Source organism: Streptococcus suis, assembly GCF_024509555.1.
GTDB classification, from domain to species: domain Bacteria; phylum Bacillota; class Bacilli; order Lactobacillales; family Streptococcaceae; genus Streptococcus; species Streptococcus suis_AD.
In genome coordinates, this window is record NZ_JAMWEL010000014.1 from 14,472 (window position 1) to 34,703 (window position 20,232).

The 20,232-nt window shown below is 39.5% G+C and carries 20 protein-coding genes; 4 read left to right on the forward strand and 16 right to left on the reverse strand.

What is annotated here, in order from left to right:
• Positions 1-4: 4 nt before the first annotated feature.
• From NF418_RS06995 to NF418_RS07060, 14 genes are all read right to left on the reverse strand, one after another.
• Positions 5-1,180 (reverse strand): DNA cytosine methyltransferase, encoded by a 1,176-nt coding sequence (locus NF418_RS06995; RefSeq protein WP_256778993.1) that lies wholly within the window; start codon positions 1,178-1,180, stop codon positions 5-7.
• 88 nt (positions 1,181-1,268) lie between these two features.
• Positions 1,269-2,066, reverse strand: coding sequence for a Fic family protein (locus NF418_RS07000; protein WP_256778994.1), 798 nt, complete (start codon positions 2,064-2,066; stop codon positions 1,269-1,271).
• Positions 2,067-2,376: 310 nt separating this feature from the next.
• The gene (locus NF418_RS07005; RefSeq protein WP_256778995.1) at positions 2,377-4,086 is read right to left on the reverse strand and encodes an AIPR family protein; all 1,710 of its coding nucleotides are present in this window, start codon (positions 4,084-4,086) and stop codon (positions 2,377-2,379) included.
• 82 nt (positions 4,087-4,168) lie between these two features.
• Positions 4,169-6,820 carry a valine--tRNA ligase gene (locus NF418_RS07010; protein WP_256778996.1) on the reverse strand — a complete coding sequence of 884 codons (2,652 nt, stop codon included), beginning with the start codon at positions 6,818-6,820 and terminating at the stop codon, positions 4,169-4,171.
• A gap of 116 nt (positions 6,821-6,936) precedes the next feature.
• Positions 6,937-7,512 carry an AAA family ATPase gene (locus tag NF418_RS07015; protein ID WP_256778997.1) on the reverse strand — a complete coding sequence of 192 codons (576 nt, stop codon included), beginning with the start codon at positions 7,510-7,512 and terminating at the stop codon, positions 6,937-6,939.
• Positions 7,509-7,898 (reverse strand): VOC family protein, encoded by a 390-nt coding sequence (locus NF418_RS07020; protein WP_256778998.1) that lies wholly within the window; start codon positions 7,896-7,898, stop codon positions 7,509-7,511. The genes NF418_RS07015 and NF418_RS07020 overlap by 4 nt, the downstream gene beginning before the upstream one ends.
• A 241-nt stretch (positions 7,899-8,139) precedes the next feature.
• Positions 8,140-8,526: a helix-hairpin-helix domain-containing protein gene (locus NF418_RS07025; protein ID WP_256779028.1), complete on the reverse strand. Its 387-nt coding sequence runs from the start codon at positions 8,524-8,526 to the stop codon at positions 8,140-8,142.
• A gap of 16 nt (positions 8,527-8,542) precedes the next feature.
• Positions 8,543-8,797 carry a DUF1912 family protein gene (locus tag NF418_RS07030; RefSeq protein ID WP_105207778.1) on the reverse strand — a complete coding sequence of 85 codons (255 nt, stop codon included), beginning with the start codon at positions 8,795-8,797 and terminating at the stop codon, positions 8,543-8,545.
• Between the two features lie 108 nt (positions 8,798-8,905).
• Positions 8,906-9,907, reverse strand: coding sequence for an aldose epimerase family protein (locus NF418_RS07035; RefSeq protein ID WP_256778999.1), 1,002 nt, complete (start codon positions 9,905-9,907; stop codon positions 8,906-8,908).
• Positions 9,908-10,076: 169 nt separating this feature from the next.
• Complete coding sequence (locus NF418_RS07040) at positions 10,077-10,481, reverse strand: PTS sugar transporter subunit IIA (protein ID WP_256779000.1); 405 nt, start codon at positions 10,479-10,481, stop codon at positions 10,077-10,079.
• Between the two features lie 3 nt (positions 10,482-10,484).
• Positions 10,485-11,303 (reverse strand): PTS system mannose/fructose/sorbose family transporter subunit IID, encoded by an 819-nt coding sequence (locus NF418_RS07045; RefSeq protein ID WP_105109654.1) that lies wholly within the window; start codon positions 11,301-11,303, stop codon positions 10,485-10,487.
• On the reverse strand, positions 11,290-12,198 hold the full coding sequence (locus NF418_RS07050; RefSeq protein ID WP_172085085.1) for a PTS mannose/fructose/sorbose/N-acetylgalactosamine transporter subunit IIC: 909 nt from the start codon (positions 12,196-12,198) through the stop codon (positions 11,290-11,292). The genes NF418_RS07045 and NF418_RS07050 overlap by 14 nt, the downstream gene beginning before the upstream one ends.
• A gap of 39 nt (positions 12,199-12,237) precedes the next feature.
• Entirely contained in the window at positions 12,238-12,723 is a 486-nt protein-coding gene (locus tag NF418_RS07055; RefSeq protein WP_105109652.1) for a PTS system mannose/fructose/N-acetylgalactosamine-transporter subunit IIB, read from the reverse strand.
• Between the two features lie 13 nt (positions 12,724-12,736).
• The gene (locus NF418_RS07060) at positions 12,737-14,509 is read right to left on the reverse strand and encodes a glycoside hydrolase family 35 protein (RefSeq protein ID WP_256779001.1); all 1,773 of its coding nucleotides are present in this window, start codon (positions 14,507-14,509) and stop codon (positions 12,737-12,739) included.
• Between the two features lie 224 nt (positions 14,510-14,733).
• Between NF418_RS07060 and NF418_RS07065 the strand changes: the two genes are divergently transcribed.
• Complete coding sequence (locus NF418_RS07065; protein WP_172085077.1) at positions 14,734-15,444, forward strand: GntR family transcriptional regulator; 711 nt, start codon at positions 14,734-14,736, stop codon at positions 15,442-15,444.
• Positions 15,445-15,798: 354 nt separating this feature from the next.
• On the opposite strand, the gene NF418_RS07070 is transcribed toward NF418_RS07065, so the two are convergent.
• Both NF418_RS07070 and rlmD read right to left on the reverse strand, forming a co-directional pair.
• Positions 15,799-16,527, reverse strand: a complete 729-nt coding sequence (locus NF418_RS07070) for a GntR family transcriptional regulator (RefSeq protein WP_256779002.1) — start codon at positions 16,525-16,527, stop codon at positions 15,799-15,801.
• A 530-nt stretch (positions 16,528-17,057) separates the two neighbouring features.
• Positions 17,058-18,413: a 23S rRNA (uracil(1939)-C(5))-methyltransferase RlmD gene (gene rlmD, locus NF418_RS07075; RefSeq protein ID WP_256779003.1), complete on the reverse strand. Its 1,356-nt coding sequence runs from the start codon at positions 18,411-18,413 to the stop codon at positions 17,058-17,060.
• Positions 18,414-18,450: 37 nt separating this feature from the next.
• Between rlmD and recX the strand changes: the two genes are divergently transcribed.
• The 3 genes from recX (at position 18,451) to NF418_RS07090 (ending at position 20,212) form a co-directional block, all read left to right on the forward strand.
• The gene (gene recX, locus NF418_RS07080; RefSeq protein WP_256779004.1) at positions 18,451-19,227 is read left to right on the forward strand and encodes a recombination regulator RecX; all 777 of its coding nucleotides are present in this window, start codon (positions 18,451-18,453) and stop codon (positions 19,225-19,227) included.
• A gap of 77 nt (positions 19,228-19,304) precedes the next feature.
• The gene (gene ntdP / locus NF418_RS07085; protein WP_256779005.1) at positions 19,305-19,838 is read left to right on the forward strand and encodes a nucleoside tri-diphosphate phosphatase; all 534 of its coding nucleotides are present in this window, start codon (positions 19,305-19,307) and stop codon (positions 19,836-19,838) included.
• Positions 19,839-19,894: 56 nt separating this feature from the next.
• On the forward strand, positions 19,895-20,212 hold the full coding sequence (locus tag NF418_RS07090; RefSeq protein ID WP_256779006.1) for a DUF960 domain-containing protein: 318 nt from the start codon (positions 19,895-19,897) through the stop codon (positions 20,210-20,212).
• Positions 20,213-20,232 lie beyond the last annotated feature (20 nt).

The following is a 20,232-nucleotide window of genomic DNA, read 5'->3' on the forward strand; positions in this document are numbered from 1 at the left end:
GAGGTTATAAACTCAAAATAACATTACCAACCTGCTCCGCAAATAGAGGTGGAACAGCATTTGCAACCTGCGTATATCTTGGAACATCTATTTTTCTACGTTCTCCACCTGTAGTATATGGACCCTTAAATTCATATTCATCTGGAAAACTTTGAATCCTTGCATGCTCTCTCACAGTCATAATTCTAGGCTCAGCGTAATGGATATAGTCATCAGGAATCGAAGTAATCGTATTACAAACTGATTTTTCCTTCAGAGGAGTCACTCCTCGTTTTTTCAAACCTTCAACCATATCCATTTGAGGAGTGATTCGAAGAACCTTTTCACTAGCTTGCATCAACCTCTCAAATAATTCTACCGTTTCTTCTCTATGTTTCGCAAAACGATGACTATCAGGTATAGATTTTTTGCCAATATTTTTTTTCATTAATCGTTGGTATGAAGAATTTACTTTCCCATATGTGCCGTTTTTAAAGTTTTTAGTGTCCTGACTGTCCACAACTCCATGTTCGTATTTCAAATCATCTATAGCCTGAGAGACTGTGATTGGTAATTTTAGTCTGCGGTCCTTTAAAAAACCATCTCTATTGTATGTTAACATGTCAAAGAACGACTTTCTCAGTTTATCCTTTGAAGCGAATAGAATAAACCTTTTTCTGTTTTGTGGGACACCAAATTCAGACATCGTAATTATTTGACATTCCACCTTGTACCCCAGATTTTTTAATTCATCCAACAAAATATTAGAGTAATTCTTTAAAGTGTCTTCACCTTTAAAATCAACGGTAAATCCCTGAACATTTTCAAAGAATAAAAATTTAGGCTGAACCAGTCTAACAATTTCTATATATGAATGCATTAGTTGGTTACGCACATCATTATTCTGACGTTTTCCTGCCATGGAGAATCCTTGACAAGGTGGCCCCCCCACAACTAAATCAACATTCCCTTTTAAATTCGACAATTCCAAAGAATGTTTTTCCAATAATTCTAAAATATCCCAATTTTTTTGATCCAACCATTCAGGCCATTCAAAATGGGATTTTTTGTCAATCAAATTATACTTTAAGGTTTCAAATGCATCTTTATTTCGCTCAACAGCAAATACTCCCGTGAGACCCGCCTTATGCAACCCTAAGGAAAGTCCACCAGCTCCCGCAAATAAATCTATGTATTTCATATCTTACCTCTTGCAAATGGTATCATTACTATTATACCACAAAACCCAGCCTTTTTAAGGCTGGGTACATTCACTTATTTTTCAATCTTCAACACCCCCCCAACTCCTCGTACATCCTCTCACTTGATAAATCATTCTGACCGTTCAAGAGGAGATTTTCAAAAAAGGCGGTTAAAAAGTCTGAGCGTTTATTTACTAACTTAGCATTGTCAAGTACAAGGGCATCTCGGAAGTATTTGGCATGTTTTTGAAAAGGTTCGTTGTCAGTTTCGAAACCAAGTGAGCGAAGGTATTTGATGAGAAATACGGTGATTGTTCGAGTGTTCCCTTCTCGGAATGGATGGATTTGCCAGATACCTGAGATAAAGGATTGGATATGAGCAACAATGGCTTGTTTATCTAAGCCAGCATAAGAAAAATCTTTTTCTTGCTGGAAATCATAATCCAAAGTGGCGGCGATCAATGGAAAATCTGAATAAATCACTGTATCACCTTTTAAGACTAACTCATTTTTTGTAATGTTGACCGTTCGATACTCACCAACTGGAATACTGCTGTCAAAAATATCGTGAAAGAGTTCTTTGTGGATATGTAAGAGAGTGATTGGTCGGAGGCTAAAACCATTTTGAGAGAGCATTTCAACAATTCGGAGAGAGACAAGGTCTGCCTCTTGTGTACTGGCATCAGTTGACTGGTGGTATTTCGTAATCTCCTCGTACACCTGCTCATAGGTGTACTCTCCACGAGCTTGCCTATCAGCCAACGCTTCCATGTAAACAGACGGAGCCAACCCATCCACTTTTTGCAGACCAAAACCAGTTTCCCAGAGTTCTTGCTTGGCTTCGTAGGAAAGATTGGGATTATCAATATTGTAAGTTGCTTGCATAGACTCCTCCTGTTTGAATTTCTAGCTTTATTATATCACAAAACCCAGCCTTTTTAGGCTGGGCATTATCTATATCCCTCTAAATTATTTGACAATACTCACTATAGCAATATTCCATCATATTCGGAGTTTCCATCAAAAAACGAGGATTTAGAAAGACTTATAAATATAAAATGGCTTAGAGTAAAGTCATAAAAAAACGTTGATTCTAAACCATTTTATATTATTCAATTTTCAAGAGAAAGACTGATCATTAACTTTTCCAACCTTACTTATAATATAGTTATAGGAGGACAAAGAATTGTATAAATTAACTTTTATATGCGGAATTTTTAACCTTTTCAAAAATATTTTTTGATTTTGTATATGTAGATAAAGCTTTCCTTGTTTTTTTCTCTTCCTCTAAAATAATTGGTTTTATAATCTCAATGGCTTGAATTACTGCTTGCCTATTATCTAAATCCTTATTTTTTTCCTTAACTATATGTGTAGTGAATAGTATCAAAATATCTGCCGTATTAATAAATTTATATTCATCCAAACCATCTTCGTTAACTGATAAAATATCAAGTATCTCGTTTGAAGTATTAATAGTTGTATTATTATGTTTACGAAAAGCCGAGATTACTTTATTTACTTCTCTATAGGTCTCATGTGCTTCCAAATATTTTTTCAAGTCTATCTGATCTAGAACATTATTAACCAACTTTTCATCCTCAATTAAATCTGACTTAGATAGTTTTGCTTTATATGCTTGACCATCAGTATTATAATATCCTACATAATATTGAAATAGCTTTTCAGTATCAATTTTATTTTTTTTCAATTTTGAAGTTTTTCCCAAAGATTTAAAGTGGGCAAATTCATTATACTTAATCTCTAAAAAATATTCTGTTTCTTTATCAATCTGCTCTTGAATTTCTTTTAACCTGGTATCATTACTAATTGAATATGAACTAAACATCTTAGTTTGGGTATTCAAAGAATAAACAATATTGTTTATAAGGTTAATATTTGGATCGATTTCAATGATTCTTACTAAAATAGGAGATTCTGAATATCTATTCTCAGCATCATCTTTATATTCATCTAAAACACTAAGAATTGCTCCTACTGTTTGTGCACCATTAATTATACTTGCAGACTTTAAACTATATTTACCTTTCATTTGTAAATAGTTAGCTTTAGATGTAATGATAGTAATTCCATTATTATATAGTATAAAGTTTTCCGGTTCATCTACTAAAGTTTTTCTTATCGATTCTGTTACTGAAGTCTTATTATTGTAAAATCTAACATTCCCGTCAAAAATATTATTTTTGACAGATTTTACTGATGAATATAAATCAAATATAGATGTAACGAAAGAAATTGATTTATATACCCCAGTATCGGATTCAAATGTCTGTATACTTGACATGGTTTTTATATCAATATCTGGATAGTTATTACCAAATTTTTCTTCATAAAGATCACAGACTCCCTTAGCTCCAACAATTTCATATGAACAATCATTAAGTGTCTTAGCCTTTATACTTTCAATAGTCTTATCAAAATGTGATTTTGAATAATCTAATATATTGGCTGTGGAAAATCTAACATTCCACAATTTTATTTTATAATCTTCAATATCACGAATTATTCTATGCTTATCTTTTAAATATGAATTCCAATTGTCATCTAATTCAGTTGATGTGAGAAAATCTTCAACACCTTTACACAATTTTACAATCTCATCATCAGTAAATCCACTAGAAATTCCATTGAGCGATTTTGGAAATTTAAATTGGAAAAAGTGTATAGTATTTATATTGCTATTTTCAATATAGATAGCATCTATACCATGATCATATCCCCCATCAGTTAGAGACTCTTTAGCAGTTTCATCATCAATACCAAACTTTAGTCTAAGGAAATAATGTGAAAAAGCAGCTGATTCTGTTATATAATCCTGTTCTTCCTTAATTTCACATATATCATTTTCTATCTTATTGAAAATTGTTTCCAATTTTGTAGGCATAAAAAACTCCTTTTATTCTTATTACCTATCAATTATACCAAAAAACGCTAGCATTTGCTAACGTTTTCATAATTATTCTATCCTACTTCCCCAACTTTTTCATCTCTTCAATCCGTCCTACTGTCGCATCATATTTAGCTTGGTAGTCGGCTTGTTTTTCTTTTTCTTTTTCAACGACTTCTGGTTTGGCATTGGCGATGAAGCGTTCGTTGCTGAGTTTTTTGCCGACCATGTCTAGTTCTTTCTGCCACTTGGCCAATTCTTTGTCTAGTCGAGCCAACTCTTCTTCGACGTTGAGGAGGTCGGCTAGTGGTAAGAAGATTTCAGCACCGGTGATAACGGCTGACATGGCTAATTCTGGTGCAGCAATTCTTGAGCTGATTTCCAACTGTTCTGGATTTGTAAAGCGGCGGATGTAGTTTTCATTTGCCTTGAAGAAGGTTTCAAGCTCGCTATCTGCCGTCTTAATCAAGATGGTAATCGGCTTAGATGGAGCAACATTCACTTCTGCTCTGCTATTTCGCACCGAACGAATCAAATCCTTGAGGCTTTCCACTCCCTTGTGAGCTTCAGCGTTTTCAAAGGCTGAGTTGACAACAGGGTAAGCTGCCACCACGATAGAGCCCTCTGCGTACTGGGCGAAGATTTCTTCCGTCACAAACGGCATGATAGGGTGGAGGAGGCGAAGGATTTGGTCCAGCGTGTAGAGAAGGACAGAGCGGGTCATGACTTTCTCAGCCTCGTTGTCGCTGTAAAGAACTTCCTTGGTCAGCTCCACATACCAGTTGGCGAACTCTTCCCAGATGAAGTTGTAGAGAATGTGACCAGCCACACCAAACTCGAACTTGTCAAAGTTTTCAGTGACTTTGGCAATGGTTTCGTTGAGGTTGTGGAGAATCCAGCGGTCCGTCACGTTGCCAGCCTCGCCAGCTGCGACTTTGGCAACATTCTCACGCGCCGCATCCAAGGTCAAGCCTTCATTGTTCATGAGGATATAGCGGGAAATGTTCCAAATCTTGTTGATGAAGTTCCAAGACGCGTCCATCTTCTCATAAGAGAAGCGAACATCTTGACCAGGGGCAGAGCCGTTTGACAGGAACCAACGCAAAGCGTCCGCACCGTATTTCTCGATGACATCCATTGGGTCAATCCCGTTTCCAAGCGACTTGGACATTTTGCGACCTTCTTCGTCACGGATCAAACCGTGGATCAGCACGTTCTTGAATGGCTGACGGCCGGTGAACTCAAGCGATTGGAAAATCATCCGTGACACCCAGAAGAAGATAATGTCGTAGCCCGTTACCAATGTTGAAGTTGGGAAGTAACGCTGGAAGTCCGCCGCATTTTCGTCAGGCCAGCCCATGGTTGAGAATGGCCAAAGGGCAGAGCTGAACCAGGTGTCTAGGACATCCTCATCCTGTACCCATCCGTCACCTGCTGGAGCCTCTTCTCCGACGTACATTTCGCCAGATTCGTTATACCATGCTGGAATCTGATGCCCCCACCAAAGCTGACGCGAGATAACCCAGTCGTGTACATTTTCCATCCATTGTAGGAAAGTGTCGTTGAAACGTGGTGGATAAAATTCTACCTTGTCAACTGTATCTTGGTTGGCAATGGCATTCTTGGCCAATTGGTCCATCTTAACAAACCATTGAGTTGACAAGCGTGGCTCGACTACAACACCTGTACGTTCAGAGTGTCCAACAGAATGCACACGGTTTTCGATTTCCACAAGGGCTCCCAGTTCTTGCAACTTAGCAACCGTTGCCTTACGAGCTTCAAAACGGTCCATACCTACAAATTCGCCTGCCAACTCGTTCATGGTACCGTCGTCGTTCATCACGTTGACTTGTGGCAGATTGTGGCGTTGACCGACAAGGAAGTCATTTGGATCGTGGGCAGGTGTGATTTTCACAACCCCCGTACCAAATTCTGGGTCTGCATGTTCATCCGCAACGATTGGAATTAACTTGTTAACAATTGGCAGGATAACGTTTTTACCAATCAAGTCCTTGTAACGTGGGTCTTCTGGGTTAACCGCAACCGCAACATCACCAAACATGGTTTCAGGACGAGTTGTCGCAACTTGAAGGGCACGTGAACCATCTTCCAACATGTAATTCATGTGGTAGAAGGCACCTTCGACATCCTTGTGAATAACCTCGATGTCAGAAAGGGCTGTGCGAGCCGCTGGGTCCCAGTTGATGATAAATTCGCCACGGTAGATCCAGCCTTTTTTGTAGAGTTCTACAAAGACCTTGCGAACAGCTTTTGACAAACCTTCATCCAGCGTGAAGCGGTCACGTTGGTAGTCCAAAGACAGACCCAACTTGCCCCATTGCTCACGAATAGTCGCTGCATACTCATCCTTCCATTCCCAGACTTTTTCGAGGAATTTTTCACGACCCAAGTCATAACGGGTCACGCCTTGCTCCCGCAAGCGTTCCTCAACCTTAGCCTGAGTAGCAATCCCCGCATGGTCCATACCTGGAAGCCAGAGGGTATCAAATCCCTGCATCCGCTTCTGACGGATGATAATATCTTGAAGGGTTGTATCCCAAGCGTGTCCCAGGTGCAACTTACCAGTTACGTTTGGCGGTGGAATGACGATAGAATAAGGCTTAGCCTCCGCATCGCCTGACGGCTTAAAAACATCTTGGTCCAACCAAGTTTGGTAACGACCAGCCTCAACCTCGGCTGGATTGTATTTTGGTGATAATTCTTTTGACATTAGTTTTTCTCCTTTAGTATTTTTTAAGAAAATTGGTTTATACTATCCTCAAGCTAGAAATAGCAAAACTTTTCTTTTTCATATAATCTCCTAGAAATAGTCAGTCCTTGGGCTGGCTATTTCGTTTGTTCTTGCTCAAGCTCCTCCATTTTTTGGATAATCAGTTGAGCAACTTCATTAGCAGTAAGGTGGGTATTATTAATTTTGAGATAATGCTGAATGCCCTCTGGAATGCCTAATGAGGTATATTGACATGTATCAGCTGTAGAGAGAATCTCAGCCTCTGAAACTTCAATGTGTCGTTTCAAAGGTTTATGGGTAAGTCGATTTTCTGTTCGATTACGCCGCAGACGTTCTTCCAAAGCAGTTTCCAACTCAACAAATAAAATTTCCTGACCATGATAATGAAAAATCGTCTGAACAGTTGTAAGGAATTGAACCTCTATGAGATTTTTAAAATTAATCAAGGCAGTTCCGATTAGTGGGCGGCCTGACCTAGCAAACACATCGTAAACAGCAAATGTAATACGTGTATTGAGGTCAAACATATCCTCAGAAAATTCAGGAATAAAACGTAGGCTAAAATCAATCGAATCGTGATTATGAAAGAGGGTCATCCCTGTCAATTTCGCAACTTCCTGCCCAACGGTCATCTTGCCAGAAGCTTGTGCTCCAATAATAATTAGATTCATCTTGCCTCCCCCACCAACTCTATCTTAATTCCATCCGGATCTTCCAGATAAAGGGCATAGTGGTCTGGTCCTCCTGCGTGGGGATAGCGGTCGTCGTAGAGAAGTTTGACTCGTCTGGTCAAAAATTCCTTCCGCCATTGGTCAACATCATCAGGTGTTCCCGCATGAAAGGCTAGATGATTGAGCCCAGTACGGCAACGGTGATAACCTGGCTCTAGGAAATCCTGTGGTGTTTGGACAAAGACCAGGTACTGCTCTGCTTTTTTATAAGATAGCCCGTCCTCCCACTCCTGATAGAGCGAGTAGCCCAGCTTGGTCAGAAGAAAATCGTAAAATGCACGCGAAGTTTCCAAGTCAGAAACGTAAATTTCAACATGATGTAACATATCTTCTCCTTTCCAAATGAAAATCCCTGCCTAGACTTGCTAGACAGGGACGAAGTTATTCCGCGGTACCACCCTTGTTCAGATACATTATCTGCACTTTGCTTATTCGATTCACATCATCAGCAACCAGTTTTGACATTTGTGCGGATTTCTCAGTACCACCGCTTCCTGTGACAAATGGAGATCAAAACACCTCTGAATGGCTTTATTGTAACAAATTGCACCTTAAAAAGCAAGGGATTTAAGCTTTCAACTCAATCCCTTTTTCTTTCAACTGCTTGATAGTTGCAGGACCGATACCTTTAAGAGCCAAAAGCTCTTTTTCTGTATGGTTTGCAAAATCAGCCACAGATTGAATACCTGCTTGGTAGAAGGTTTCCAAACGTGCTGCCGCAATACCTTCCAAGTCTGGAAGTGCCAAAAAGTCTTCCAATGAAGTCGATGATGTAGTCACTTCTGCTACAACTTCTTTCACCTGTTCAACAGCCTTCTCCACCACAGTTTCTGTTTTATGAGCGACAGTTTCAACAACCTCACGCGCTGTAGCAACCCCCACACGCCCTGCACGCTTCAAGTCTGCCAACTGTTTTTTTAATTGTTTCTTACGATTTACATTTTTCTTTGCCAAGATTTTTGTCCTCTCTTTAATAATGTCTTTGGCCAAATAAGCCATCTGGTAAATCATGGAAATCTTTGCCTGCATGATAGTTAGCAAATTTTCCTTGGATAAAGCGATAGGCATCTAGCTTACTTTCGTAACGGATGTAGGCATCCGCTGCACGCTCATCCTTATCCTCTTCCAATACACGACGGCTTTCTTCCACCGCCATCTCATTTACCATAACCTGTGTATTGACCCAGGCCTCAAATTCTTTTAAAAATTCTTGTTCTTTCGTCATTATTTTCCTCTTTCGTCTGCTTCGTTTGAAACACACCGGTTTATTATACCATATTTTCTGGAAAACACAAGAAAACCCTAACTGCAACACAGTTAGAGCCTCTCCTTCTTACCAAGTAAATTGATAAACTGTTTCAGACAAGAATTCCTCATCTTTTTCTAGCAAAATAGAACCAAAGTCATCTAGGTTGCAAGCATTTGGCAGAGCCTGACATTCCAAGCTAAAGGCACCATGGTAGGCAGCCAAAGCTTCAACAGGATAATTGTAGGTGTAGATAACCACTGATGGCTGATTGGTTCGCACGCGCAGACTTATTTTCCCATCTGAGCTACTAACTTCAACCGGAACCTCCACTTGCTCCAAAAGCCATGGATGGTCGTAACCTTTCACAAGGATATTCTGAGGGTGCTGGCTGTCAAAACCCTGAGCAAATTTGGCTCCCTCTCTAAAGTCAAACGGCGTCCCCGTCACATCCTCTAAGACACCTGTTGGCAGATTATCCTCACCAAGCGGAGCATAGCGATTGGCCGCAATTCGAATTTCATGCTCAGCCACGGACTGCTGAAAATCCCCTGTTAAGTTGAAATAGATGTGATTGGTCGGATTGAAAATCGTGTCTTTGCTTGACACCGCTCGATAATCCACCGTCAACTCGTTCTGGTCAGTTAGACCATAAATTGCCTCAACCCTCACATCTCCTGGAAAACCATTGAAACCGTCCTTTAGGACAATCCCAAAGGTCACTTGATTTTTTTCATGGTCAAGAGCAATATCCCAGTATTGTTCATTTGCCGTGTCAACTCCACCATGCAGGGTGCGACCTGGCTCATTTTCTGTGAACTGATAACTGGTTCCCTTTATCTCAGCCTGGGCTCCTGAAATACGCCCCGCTACTGGGACAATAGTTGAACCAGGGTACAAGTCTGTCTTACGATAATCATCATCCGACCCTGCTGCCAAACTGACATTCCGTAAACCACCATTTTCTTCTACTGGCAAGAGCACTTCCACCACTCTGGCACCAAAATCAGTCAGAGTGACCTGCATGCCATTCTTATTTTTCAAGCAATAAAGCTTCGCTTGTGCACCAAAATCTTTTACTTCAATCATCGCTTTTCCTCACAACATCAAATGAGGGGAGGCAATCAACTTGCTTCCCCTCAGGATACTTAAAGCCTTTTTATATAGCTGACTAGCCTTTCTAATCTGATTGAGAACTTTCGAAGAGTCCTCGCTCTCTAGTTTTCAGGCTCGGGCTGAAAAACTCCACTGGAGTTTTTCACTCATCTTCATCATCCTCATCACTTGTTAATAGGCTGTTGACGTGGACAAGGTTGCTTGTACCAAATCCAACATAGTCTACTGCTTCACCAAGTAGGACACCGTTCAAGAAACCGATAACCATTGGCATATTCATACCTGCATAGAGGTCAAACTGTCCACCGTCAATCAGTTTTCGTGAAACAACATTGGCTGGTGTGCCACCCAACAAGTCAGCGAATACTACAAAGTCTTCTAAATCAGCAACTATATCTTCAAATTTTTTCTGGAAGTCTTCTGGACCGTCTTCTGGCAAAAGAGCAACTGTGAAAATATTTTCCTGAGGACCCATAATCATCTCAGTAGATTTCTTCAACTCTTCACAGAAGAGACCGTGACTTACTAAAATTAAATTCTTAGCCATATCTTACGCCATACCGAATACGAAGTGACCGATAGCAGAAAGTCCAACTGCAAGTGCGATGATAATCAAGATAGCTTTAGTAGAAGTCATACCTTTACGACCAAGGAGCCAGAATACAAAGCCTGTGAAGATAGCAGGTACCAAACGTGGGAAGATTGAGTTAAGCAAGTCTTGGATATCGATTGTTTTCTCACCAATTGCTGGAGCCCAAGATACTTCAAAGTTGATCATAGTCGCAATCAAAGCACCCATCATGAAGACACCCATTACTGATGCAGCATCAACAAGGGCAGTCAACTTATCACGCATAGTTGTGATGAGTTTAGTACCTTCTTTGTAGGCAATTTCCAACTGTTTCCAACGGAAGATGTCATATGCTACTGCAACTGCTACCCAAAGGAAGATACCAATTGGGTTACCATCAGAAGCTAATGTTGCTGCAATAGTACCCATGATTGCTGGAACCAATGAACCAAAGATTGAGTCACCAATCGGTGCAAATGGACCCATCAAACCAGTCTTGATACCGTTAACCGCATCTTTAGAAGCAACACCGTCGCTTTCTTCCAATGCCAAGTCAATACCTGTGATGATGGTATGGAAGAATGGTGAAGTATTGAAGAATTGCGTATGCAATTTCATCATTTCTTTCAATTCAGGTGTGCCATCTCCGTACATTTTACGAAGCTGTGGCAAGATCATGTAAAGGTAACCAGAACCCTGCATACGCTCGTAGTTCCAACCAAGCTGGTAGGTAAACAAGCTACGTTTGTTAATCTGATTAAAATCTTCTTTTGTTAGTTTGTAATTAGATTTCGTCATCGTCAATTTCCCCACTTTCTGAATTTGATGGAGCAACCACTGCTACTTTTTGGCTATTGATGTAGTGCAATACTGAAAGGAATGCACCGATAATAGCGATACCAATCATAGACAAGCCTTTGAAGTTGTTTGTGAAGCTAAGCGCTGCATCTTCTGGAAGCAAGCCATTCAATGAGCCTACAATACCTGAAACTGCACCACCCAAAGCTGTTACGTTACCATAAAGAACTGTCAACATAGCTGTAAGGGCAAAACCTACTGCCAAGTAGTGAAGGTTGCGTTTAAGTGGAAGGTAGTGAAGCAAGATAGCGAAACCAAGACCTGGAAGCATACGTGCTGCAAGAGTCAAACCGTTAGCAATCCATTGATATTCTTGGATAGCAGTAACCATTGTGTTTACAAATTCACCACCGAATGCAAGTGCTAGGAAAACAGGAAGTGCACGAGATGCCGCCCATGGAATAGCACCAAGCAAGTAGTTGCGTTCAATAGCTGCATAGTCAAATTTTTCAACCGCAGCATCTACACGGTGTGCGAAGTAAGTAGTAGAGAAACGACCAGCAATATCTGTATAAACAAGAAGTGCTGCTACAGGTACTGCGATAGTTGATACGGCAAGTTCTGGATCAATTCCTTGTGAAACTGAGAAAGCTGTCGCAAGAACCGCACCAGAAGTTGCGTCGATACGTGATGCACCACCGAAGGTACCTACACCGAGTACCATCAATTGAAGTGCCGCTCCAATTGTCAAACCAGTTGCCATGTCACCCATGATCAAACCAGAGATGAACCCTGCGAAGACTGGTGAACCAGCTGACGATACAATTGTCAACTCATCACAAATCTGATAAGCAGAGTAGAGCGTTAGAAGTAATATTTGCCACCATTGCATAATAGTGATCCTCCTTTAAAATTTTTCAAAAATATCCGAAAATTATCTAACTTTATCCAAGAGTGGCATAAAGTCTTTTGGTGTGTCACCTGGTACCATTTGAGCAATCAATTTCACTCCTTTAGCAACCAAGGCATCGAAATCTGCAATGTCCTTATCTACAACGTTGATAGAACGTGTTACAGAGCGAGTTTCTGGTGATTGAGACATATTACCTACGTTCAATTCTGCCAATTCAACTCCATATTCAACCAAACGAAGGAAGTTTTCTGGGCGACGAGCAACAATCAAAAGACGTTGACTATCATACTTACCTTCTTTGATATTGTTAGCTGCTTTTTCGATTGGTAAAATAGATAATTTTACTCCCGGTGGGCAAGCTAATTTCAATCCTTGTTTTTCAATGTCGTTTTGAGCAACAGCATCGTCAATAACCATGATACGACCGATATTTAATTTGGTAGTCCATAGGTTAGCAACTTGACCGTGGATCAAACGACCATCAATACGTGTAGCAATAATTGCCATACTCGTTCTCCTTTTATATTTCTTTATAGATGGGTTCTTGTGAAAAGGTAATGCTTTCTCTATATGTTCCTTCCGTCTCAAAGACGACTATTTCATTTTCTCCTTTCTTTAAGTATCCTTTTGGTATATAGAGATAAAGGATTGGTCCTTTTTCCCAAAAACGTCCGATATTAACATTATTTACAAATACAACACCCTTACCAAACCCTGTCATATCAAGGTAGGTATCCGCCAATTCATCCAATTCAAATTGGTAGCGATAGAAGGCTGGTTGCCCCTCATTCCACTCTTGTGTGAAATCAAGACCAGATATATCATTTAATGGCAATGGATAGGTTTCCCAATTACCGATAAAATGAAGGTCTGCCATAGCTCCTCTACCAATCCCTTTGGACTGAGTTGGTGCCGTTAATTTATGTCCATAATTGACACGACCCATGTTTTCAACCAAGATAGAAACTTCTGTTTGTCGGTTTTCAAGGTGTAATTCAATATCCTCACCTATCTCAGTTTGATACTGTGTCGTGACCAGTTTCCCATCAGCATAAACTTGAATCCTGTCTCGTGCATCCACAACCCTAAAGCGTTCTGCATCAATCTTATCTTTTTCAAGCTGAGTCCTATAATAGATATAGCCTGTTGATTGACCGTGGAACTCCATATTCTGCGGATAGAACGATTTATGGCAATCGCTTACATTTTCTAGTGTCGCAAATAGACTAACTTTTTCTTTCAAACTTACTGACGGAAAGGCTTTGGCTTCCTTAATCAGTGGTTCTGAATACTCCAGTTCAGGATATTTGTCTTTCATTAAGTTTTGCAAGGCATAGAATTTCTTGGTAGGATTACCAGCCTCATCTAGAATTGCATCGTAGTCATAAGATGTAACCTGCGGCAAATCGATTTGACCTCTAGCCGAGCAACCATTCATGAATCCAAAGTTGGTTCCACCATGGAACATATAAAGGTTAATTGATCCTAATTCTATGCAATCCATGACTGCTTGAGCTAGCTCATCTGGATCCCGTCGAATGACTTCATCACCCCAACGGTTAAACCAACCATCCCAGAATTCCATACACATGAGTGGCCATTTCTTATCATACTCATCGAAGAAATCTTGCATCATGGCAAAGTTTTCCTTGGCTTTCGAACCAAAATTTCCTGTTACCAAGATATCATCCGCAATCATGCTGCCTGCTCTCAAGCAAGCTCTCCATGGTCCGTCTGAGGTAAATAGCGGAGCTGTCAGGCCATATTTACGCATCAATTCAGCAACTGCTCTTAGGTACTCTTTTTCTTCACCATAGGAACCATACTCATTTTCAACCTGGAACATTAGTATGTTTCCATTTTGCGAGAGTTGGAGCTTGGCTAATTTAGGAAGAAGAGAAGCGTAATATTCATCTAGGTGCTTCAAGTATACAGGATCACTCGAGCGTACTTGAAGCTCTTCCGTCATCAGCCAAGCGGGCAAACCACCCCACTCCCACTCTGCACAAATATAGGGGGAAGGACGAACAATTGCATAAAGCCCTAGTTCCTGAGCAATTCCCAAGAATCGCTCGATATCTAGTATTCCTTCAAATGAAAACTCGCCTTTCTTAGGTTCATGCAAGTTCCAAGGAACATAGGTTTCAACTGTATTAAAACCTAAAGCTTTAAGGTTAAATAAAGAATGGTACCAATCATCAGGATGAACCCTAAAATAATGAATGGCTCCTGATAATATCTTAAAGGATTTACCATTTAAATAAAAGTCATCTTTTATCGTAAATTCATTCATATTGGCTCCTTTTTCGTAACCGTTTTCTTATCTGTTATTATATTAACATTTTCCAGTGGTTATGTCCAGTCTTTTTTGAAAATTTTTTGTAATTTTTTTACAAATAGCCAAAATATCCCGTTCTAATGCGTTTTCATAACACATTTTTTTATATTTTTTAGCCAATTCCTTTGATTTATCAAGGATGATTTAGTATACTAATAAGTAGAAAGGAAGTTATAGTAATGAAAGTACCAAAGTATCAACTCATACAAAATGATTTGCGCCAACAAATCATTTCTGGAAAATTTGAAAATGGCGACAAATTTTATACAGAATCAGAATTGACTAAACTTTACAACGTTAGCTCAATCACAGTTATCCGTGCTGTTAATGAGCTTGTAAAAGACGGCTACCTCATCCGTCAACAAGGTAAGGGGACATTTGTATCACGTTCTCGCAAGGGACGCCTTGTTGAATTTTCAGATGTAGAAGTTGTATCATTAGAAAATGAAAAAGTTGATGTTCTATCATGTGAAAAAGGTAACGATGCGACAATCTTAGAAAAACTAAATCTTGATAAGAATGATTTCTATTACAAAATTGTTCGTGTCCGTTACGCGAATAATGAACCATATATTTTTCATAATTCCTATATTCCTCAGCGTTACATTCACATGCCTGATGCACCTTTAGAACATTTCCAATCGATCTACCAACGCTTCAAAATTGATTTCAACCTGCATCTCTTTGAAGAACCTTTTGTGGAAACAAATGAGATTGTCAGTCCAAGTCCTAGTGAGGTTGTAGCCGGTCTAAAATTGAAGGAAAACGAGCCTACTGTGCTACAAATTAAAACAACCACCCATAGCGCTAGCGGTGAGGTCCTTGAGTACACTGAAACCTACAAACATTGGAAATATTATAAATTTGAAATAACAGCAAACCACAGATAATCACATTTACAGATAAAAAGCAGTCGAGCATCCTCAAACAAGGTCTTCCTGACTGCTTTTTTATTGTCGTAAAAAGGGGAATTCACCGTCTATTGTCTACGTGATGATAAGCTATTATCTTCCAATACATACTTAATACCATTAGTCGAACAAATTAGCATTCAGACAAGGAACTATAAAAATAGGACTGCTTGAGTAAATTCAGGCATAAAAGCATCTAGTAGAGGTTTTCAAGTTTCAGTAAGATTATTGAAGCGACAATTTTTTTCTACTTTAACCCTAATGAACTCCAAAGTTACCCCGAACTTTGGAAGTAGCTTGACTTATTAATTCATTTTGACATAAAACCCATACCTACTTTGGTCCTTGGTGACTTACCTTGTACCTAAATTGATCACCTCTAGCTATACTAAAGGTAAATTCAATCAGCCTATTTCTATCATTATAAGTCTTACGAATCAAATGAAGAACCGGGCTACTATTTGGTATCCTCAAAAGATTTGCTTCATTGTCCAAAGCAATACTAGCGTAAAATTCCTCTTCCGCAAGTCGGATCTGCTGACCATAGTCTTCAAAAAATATTTCATACAGCGGCAATTCCTCCAATCGTTCCTTGCTCAACTGAGGAAAGATTTCTACTGGAACATAAGTTCTTTCTAACATCATTGGAATTCCGTCCGCTAGCCGCAATCGTTCTAATTCAAACACCTGGTTACCAAGTGAAATTTGTAACTGCTGGGCAATAAAATCCGTCACCAAGATTGTTGAAAACGACAGTATCTTTGTACTAGGAATTTTTCCAATCCTACGCATTTGTTCTGTAAAACTATACGCCTGTGATAAATCAACCGCACTATTTGAAATTTCAGACACATAGGTGCCTTTCCCGTGTTTTTTATAAACCAAGCCTCGTTTTTCTAACTCTTGCAAAGCTAAACGAACAGTTATGCGGCTAACCCCATAAACCTGCGTAAGTTCACGTTCAGAAAAAAGCTTCTCATTTGGCTCCATATTATCTCTAATCATAATTTCCAAAGTGTCTACCAACTGTAAGTAAAGTGGTTTATCATTTGTTTGGAGCATCCCTGTGTCCTCCTTTCAAATAGTTCCTACTATTCCCATTTTACAACAAAAATAATATATTAACAATATGTTATCTATATCTATTTAAAATTTACTAACGTCTATATGAAAGACAGCCTCTTTGATTTACTTTTTCCAACTTCCTCCTTACCGTATTACCCCTTGGAATTCAGCCTTATAGAAACAAACTTAAAAGCATCCTACAGGAACTGAAAGAATAGTATGCAGGTTTTAATCATAATATTATCGTCGAATAAATTAGCTTTCAGACAAGTAACTGAAGTGAAAGTTGTCAGCACAGCCTAGTAGCTGAACTGATTTGGAAATGAAACTTGTATAGCAAGTCACTTCTGTAGAGTACTGCAATCCAAAAGTGACGAATTCAAAGGTCAATAAATTAAAAAGAATGATAGATAGCCCTTAAAAACTATTTATCATTCTTTTTGTTGATGCAACTATTTCTTAATGATTGATAGGAGGAATATTGACTATTCCCTTTCTATCTGCTTTTTCCAAAAGTAGCTCATTCTTCACAACCATTTGGACAACTTCACAACCGCCTCAGTTCGTGCAGTATGGGGAAACATATCAACGGATTGGATGTATTCAACCTTATAGGCTTTTGTCAGCTCAACTAAATCTCTGGCTAGGGTCGAAACATTGCAGGATACATATACCATTTTAGCAGGCTTGTATTCCAAGATGGTTTTGAGGAGTTTTTCATCTAAGCCAGTCCGAGGGGGGTCGACCACTAAGGCATCTGCACGGTAGCCTTCTTTGTACCACTTAGGAATAATCTCTTCTGCCTTCCCAGCTTCGTAGTGGGTATTGGTCAGCCCCATCCGTTTGGCGTTGGCCTTGGCATCCTCGATAGCTTCAGGTATGATATCCATCCCCCGAACAGACTTAACCTTTCTGGCAAAGGCAAAGCCGATGGTTCCCACGCCGCAGTAGGCGTCGATTAGGTCCTCATTCCCTATTATATCTAGTGCCTTTACTGCCTCACCGTAGAGAACTTCCGTTTGTTGGGGATTTAGTTGGTAAAATGCCCGAGGTGATAGAGAGAATTCATAATCCAAAACAGCCTCTTCGATGGCCTGTTTACCCCAGAGAATCTCCGTTTTTTCTCCGTATATATCACTGGATTTCTGTCTATTCCAGTTTAATGCAACAGTGACAATGGTAGGAAATTGCTTGGTTACTTCTTCAATTAGTTTGGTCAGATTAACCTGACAGGAGGTAACAAAAATAACCTGCACCTGACCAGATTGACGGGCCCTGCGGACCATAACCGTACGGATGCCCTGCTCCTTCCGCTCGTTGTAAATAGGGATACGGTGTTTCGTTAATAGTTCAGCAATCCTATTGATAATTTTCTGGGTTTCCTTGTCTTGGACATAGCAGTCTGTAATACCAATCAGGCGATGGGAATTTTCAGCATAGAGCCCAGCCTTGACTTGACCCTTGAATGAACGGGTTTGGAACTGTAATTTAGCCCGATAATGAGTTGGCTGATCCATTCCAATGGTTGGGTGAATGGGGTAATCCTCATGGCCTGCTGGCTTAAATTTCTTCAAGGCTTGTTGGAGCAGGTCTTGCTTGAAGTCCAGTTGCTTGTCATAACGGAGGTGCATGATTTGACAGCCACCACAGGCTTGATAAATGTCGCAGCTTGGTTTAACACGGAATTTTGATTCCTTGTTAATTTTCAGTAGCCTTGCTTCCACAAAATTACGTTTAACAGAGGTTACTTGACAATAGATTTCTTCTCCCTTGAGGGCACCCGGAACAAAGACTAGCGTTTTTTGATAAAAGCCAATGCCTTCACCATTGATACCCATTCGCTTGATTTTCAAGGGAATTCGTTGGTTTACTTGTAAATTCATATTATTATTTTACCGAAAATTCCTGTATAATGAAAGAATGAGAATTACAAAAATTGAAAAGAAAAAACGACTCTATCTCTTAGAAGTTGATGGACAGGAAAACACCTATATTACAGAAGATACCATTGTTCGCTTCATGCTCAGTAAGGACAAGGACATCACAGAAGAGGAATTTGGAGCCATTCGGGATTTTGCCCAATTTTCCTATGGGAAAAATTTAGCCCTGTATTTCATTTCCTTCAAACAGAGAACCAAAAAAGAGGTATTTGATTATCTGGAAAAATATGAGATTGCAGGAGCCACTGCTCTAAAAATAGTTGCTAATTTGGAAGAAGATAGGTGGATTGACGATAAAGCCTATGTAGAAACCTATATCCGTCAGAATGACTTGAATGGTGACAAGGGACCTGCTATGCTTCGTCAAAAATTGATGACGAAGGGAATTTCAAAATCAATAATTGAAGAGGGACTGGCTGAGGTTGATTTTTCAGAGTTGGCTGAAAGGGTTGCAGAAAAATTATGTCGAAAATACCAAGCTAAATTGCCCCTTCGAGCCTTACAGGATAAGCTGGTTCAGGGCTTGATGACAAAGGGATTTTCCTATGAGCTTGCCAAACAAAGCATTGCTCAATTAGACTTGACCTCTGATGAAGAGAATGAAGCAGATTTGATTGCCAAGGAGTTGGATAAGCAGTATCGGAAATACAACCGAAAATATGAGGGTTATGAGCTGAAACAACGTTTGACACAGGCTTTAGCCCGAAAGGGATTTGATTTTGATGCAATAAAAACAGCCCTTCGTGAATATCTCTGAGAAAAATCTTCGCCTAGGTTGAAAAAATATGGTATAATAGTCAAGATAAATTGTAATAGTAGAAAGTTGGTAACAAAGTGAAATTACCAAAGGAAGGCGACTTTATTACTATTCAAAGTTATAAACATGACGGTGAAATTCATCGCACTTGGCGTGACACCATGGTATTAAAAACAACGGAAAATGCTATTATTGGGGTCAATAACCATACCTTAGTGACTGAAAATGATGGCAGACGTTGGGTAACGAGAGAGCCAGCAATTGTTTATTTTCATAAAAAATACTGGTTCAATATCATTGCAATGATTCGTGAGAACGGTGTTTCATACTATTGTAACCTTGCTAGTCCTTATGTTCTAGACAACGAAGCTCTTAAGTACATCGACTACGACCTAGATGTCAAGGTCTTTGCTGATGGTGAAAAGAGGCTCTTGGATGTGGACGAATACGAGCGTCATCGCAAGGCTATGAAGTATTCAGATGATATTGATTTTATTTTGAAGGAAAATGTTAAGATTTTAGTTGATTGGATCAACAATCAACGTGGCCCCTTCTCTACAGCCTATGTCAATATCTGGTACAAACGCTATTTAGAACTGCGAAGTAGATAAAGTTAGAAAAGAAAATCCTGTTTTACAGGTTTTTTTCTTACCATAAAGGAGGAAAGATGGCTTTTAATCAAACAAATGGACGATATGCAAGTTTCGGAATAGTGACTTCTCTCCCTGGAGAAGTTATTGACAGTTTTTGGTATTTTATCGATAATTACTTGAAGGGGGTCATTCCCTTAAAAAATGTAATCCGCTTTTCAATCAAAAATAGGAAGGGAAAAATTACGCTGGTCTTTTCCCAAGAAGGCTATAAGAATGCCATTGCTTTGGATTTGAACAGTCGCTTCGATCCCTTTTATCCGTCAACCATTTTAGTGATGGATAAGCAAGGCAAGGAGACAATTACCCTACCAGATGAAGTAACACTTTTATAATCAACTATTTTTGAAACAAA

What these genes read in the sequence shown, in the direction of transcription:
- NF418_RS07015 (WP_256778997.1), bottom strand. Translation starts at nt 7,512, where the DNA reads ATGAATCTAATTATTATTGGAGCACAAGCTTCTGGCAAGATGACCGTT.
- NF418_RS07035 (WP_256778999.1), bottom strand. Translation starts at nt 9,907, where the DNA reads ATGATTGAAGTAAAAGATTTTGGTGCACAAGCGAAGCTTTATTGCTTG.
- NF418_RS07065 (WP_172085077.1), top strand. Translation starts at nt 14,734, where the DNA reads ATGAAAGTACCAAAGTATCAACTCATACAAAATGATTTGCGCCAACAA.
- NF418_RS07060 (WP_256779001.1), bottom strand. Translation starts at nt 14,509, where the DNA reads ATGAATGAATTTACGATAAAAGATGACTTTTATTTAAATGGTAAATCC.
- rlmD (WP_256779003.1), bottom strand. Translation starts at nt 18,413, where the DNA reads ATGAATTTACAAGTAAACCAACGAATTCCCTTGAAAATCAAGCGAATG.
- NF418_RS07055 (WP_105109652.1), bottom strand. Translation starts at nt 12,723, where the DNA reads ATGGCAATTATTGCTACACGTATTGATGGTCGTTTGATCCACGGTCAA.
- NF418_RS07045 (WP_105109654.1), bottom strand. Translation starts at nt 11,303, where the DNA reads ATGACGAAATCTAATTACAAACTAACAAAAGAAGATTTTAATCAGATT.
- NF418_RS07010 (WP_256778996.1), bottom strand. Translation starts at nt 6,820, where the DNA reads ATGTCAAAAGAATTATCACCAAAATACAATCCAGCCGAGGTTGAGGCT.
- NF418_RS06995 (WP_256778993.1), bottom strand. Translation starts at nt 1,180, where the DNA reads ATGAAATACATAGATTTATTTGCGGGAGCTGGTGGACTTTCCTTAGGG.
- NF418_RS07070 (WP_256779002.1), bottom strand. Translation starts at nt 16,527, where the DNA reads ATGCTCCAAACAAATGATAAACCACTTTACTTACAGTTGGTAGACACT.
- NF418_RS07020 (WP_256778998.1), bottom strand. Translation starts at nt 7,898, where the DNA reads ATGTTACATCATGTTGAAATTTACGTTTCTGACTTGGAAACTTCGCGT.
- NF418_RS07000 (WP_256778994.1), bottom strand. Translation starts at nt 2,066, where the DNA reads ATGCAAGCAACTTACAATATTGATAATCCCAATCTTTCCTACGAAGCC.
- NF418_RS07030 (WP_105207778.1), bottom strand. Translation starts at nt 8,797, where the DNA reads ATGACGAAAGAACAAGAATTTTTAAAAGAATTTGAGGCCTGGGTCAAT.
- NF418_RS07090 (WP_256779006.1), top strand. Translation starts at nt 19,895, where the DNA reads ATGGCTTTTAATCAAACAAATGGACGATATGCAAGTTTCGGAATAGTG.
- NF418_RS07005 (WP_256778995.1), bottom strand. Translation starts at nt 4,086, where the DNA reads ATGCCTACAAAATTGGAAACAATTTTCAATAAGATAGAAAATGATATA.
- NF418_RS07040 (WP_256779000.1), bottom strand. Translation starts at nt 10,481, where the DNA reads ATGGCTAAGAATTTAATTTTAGTAAGTCACGGTCTCTTCTGTGAAGAG.
- recX (WP_256779004.1), top strand. Translation starts at nt 18,451, where the DNA reads ATGAGAATTACAAAAATTGAAAAGAAAAAACGACTCTATCTCTTAGAA.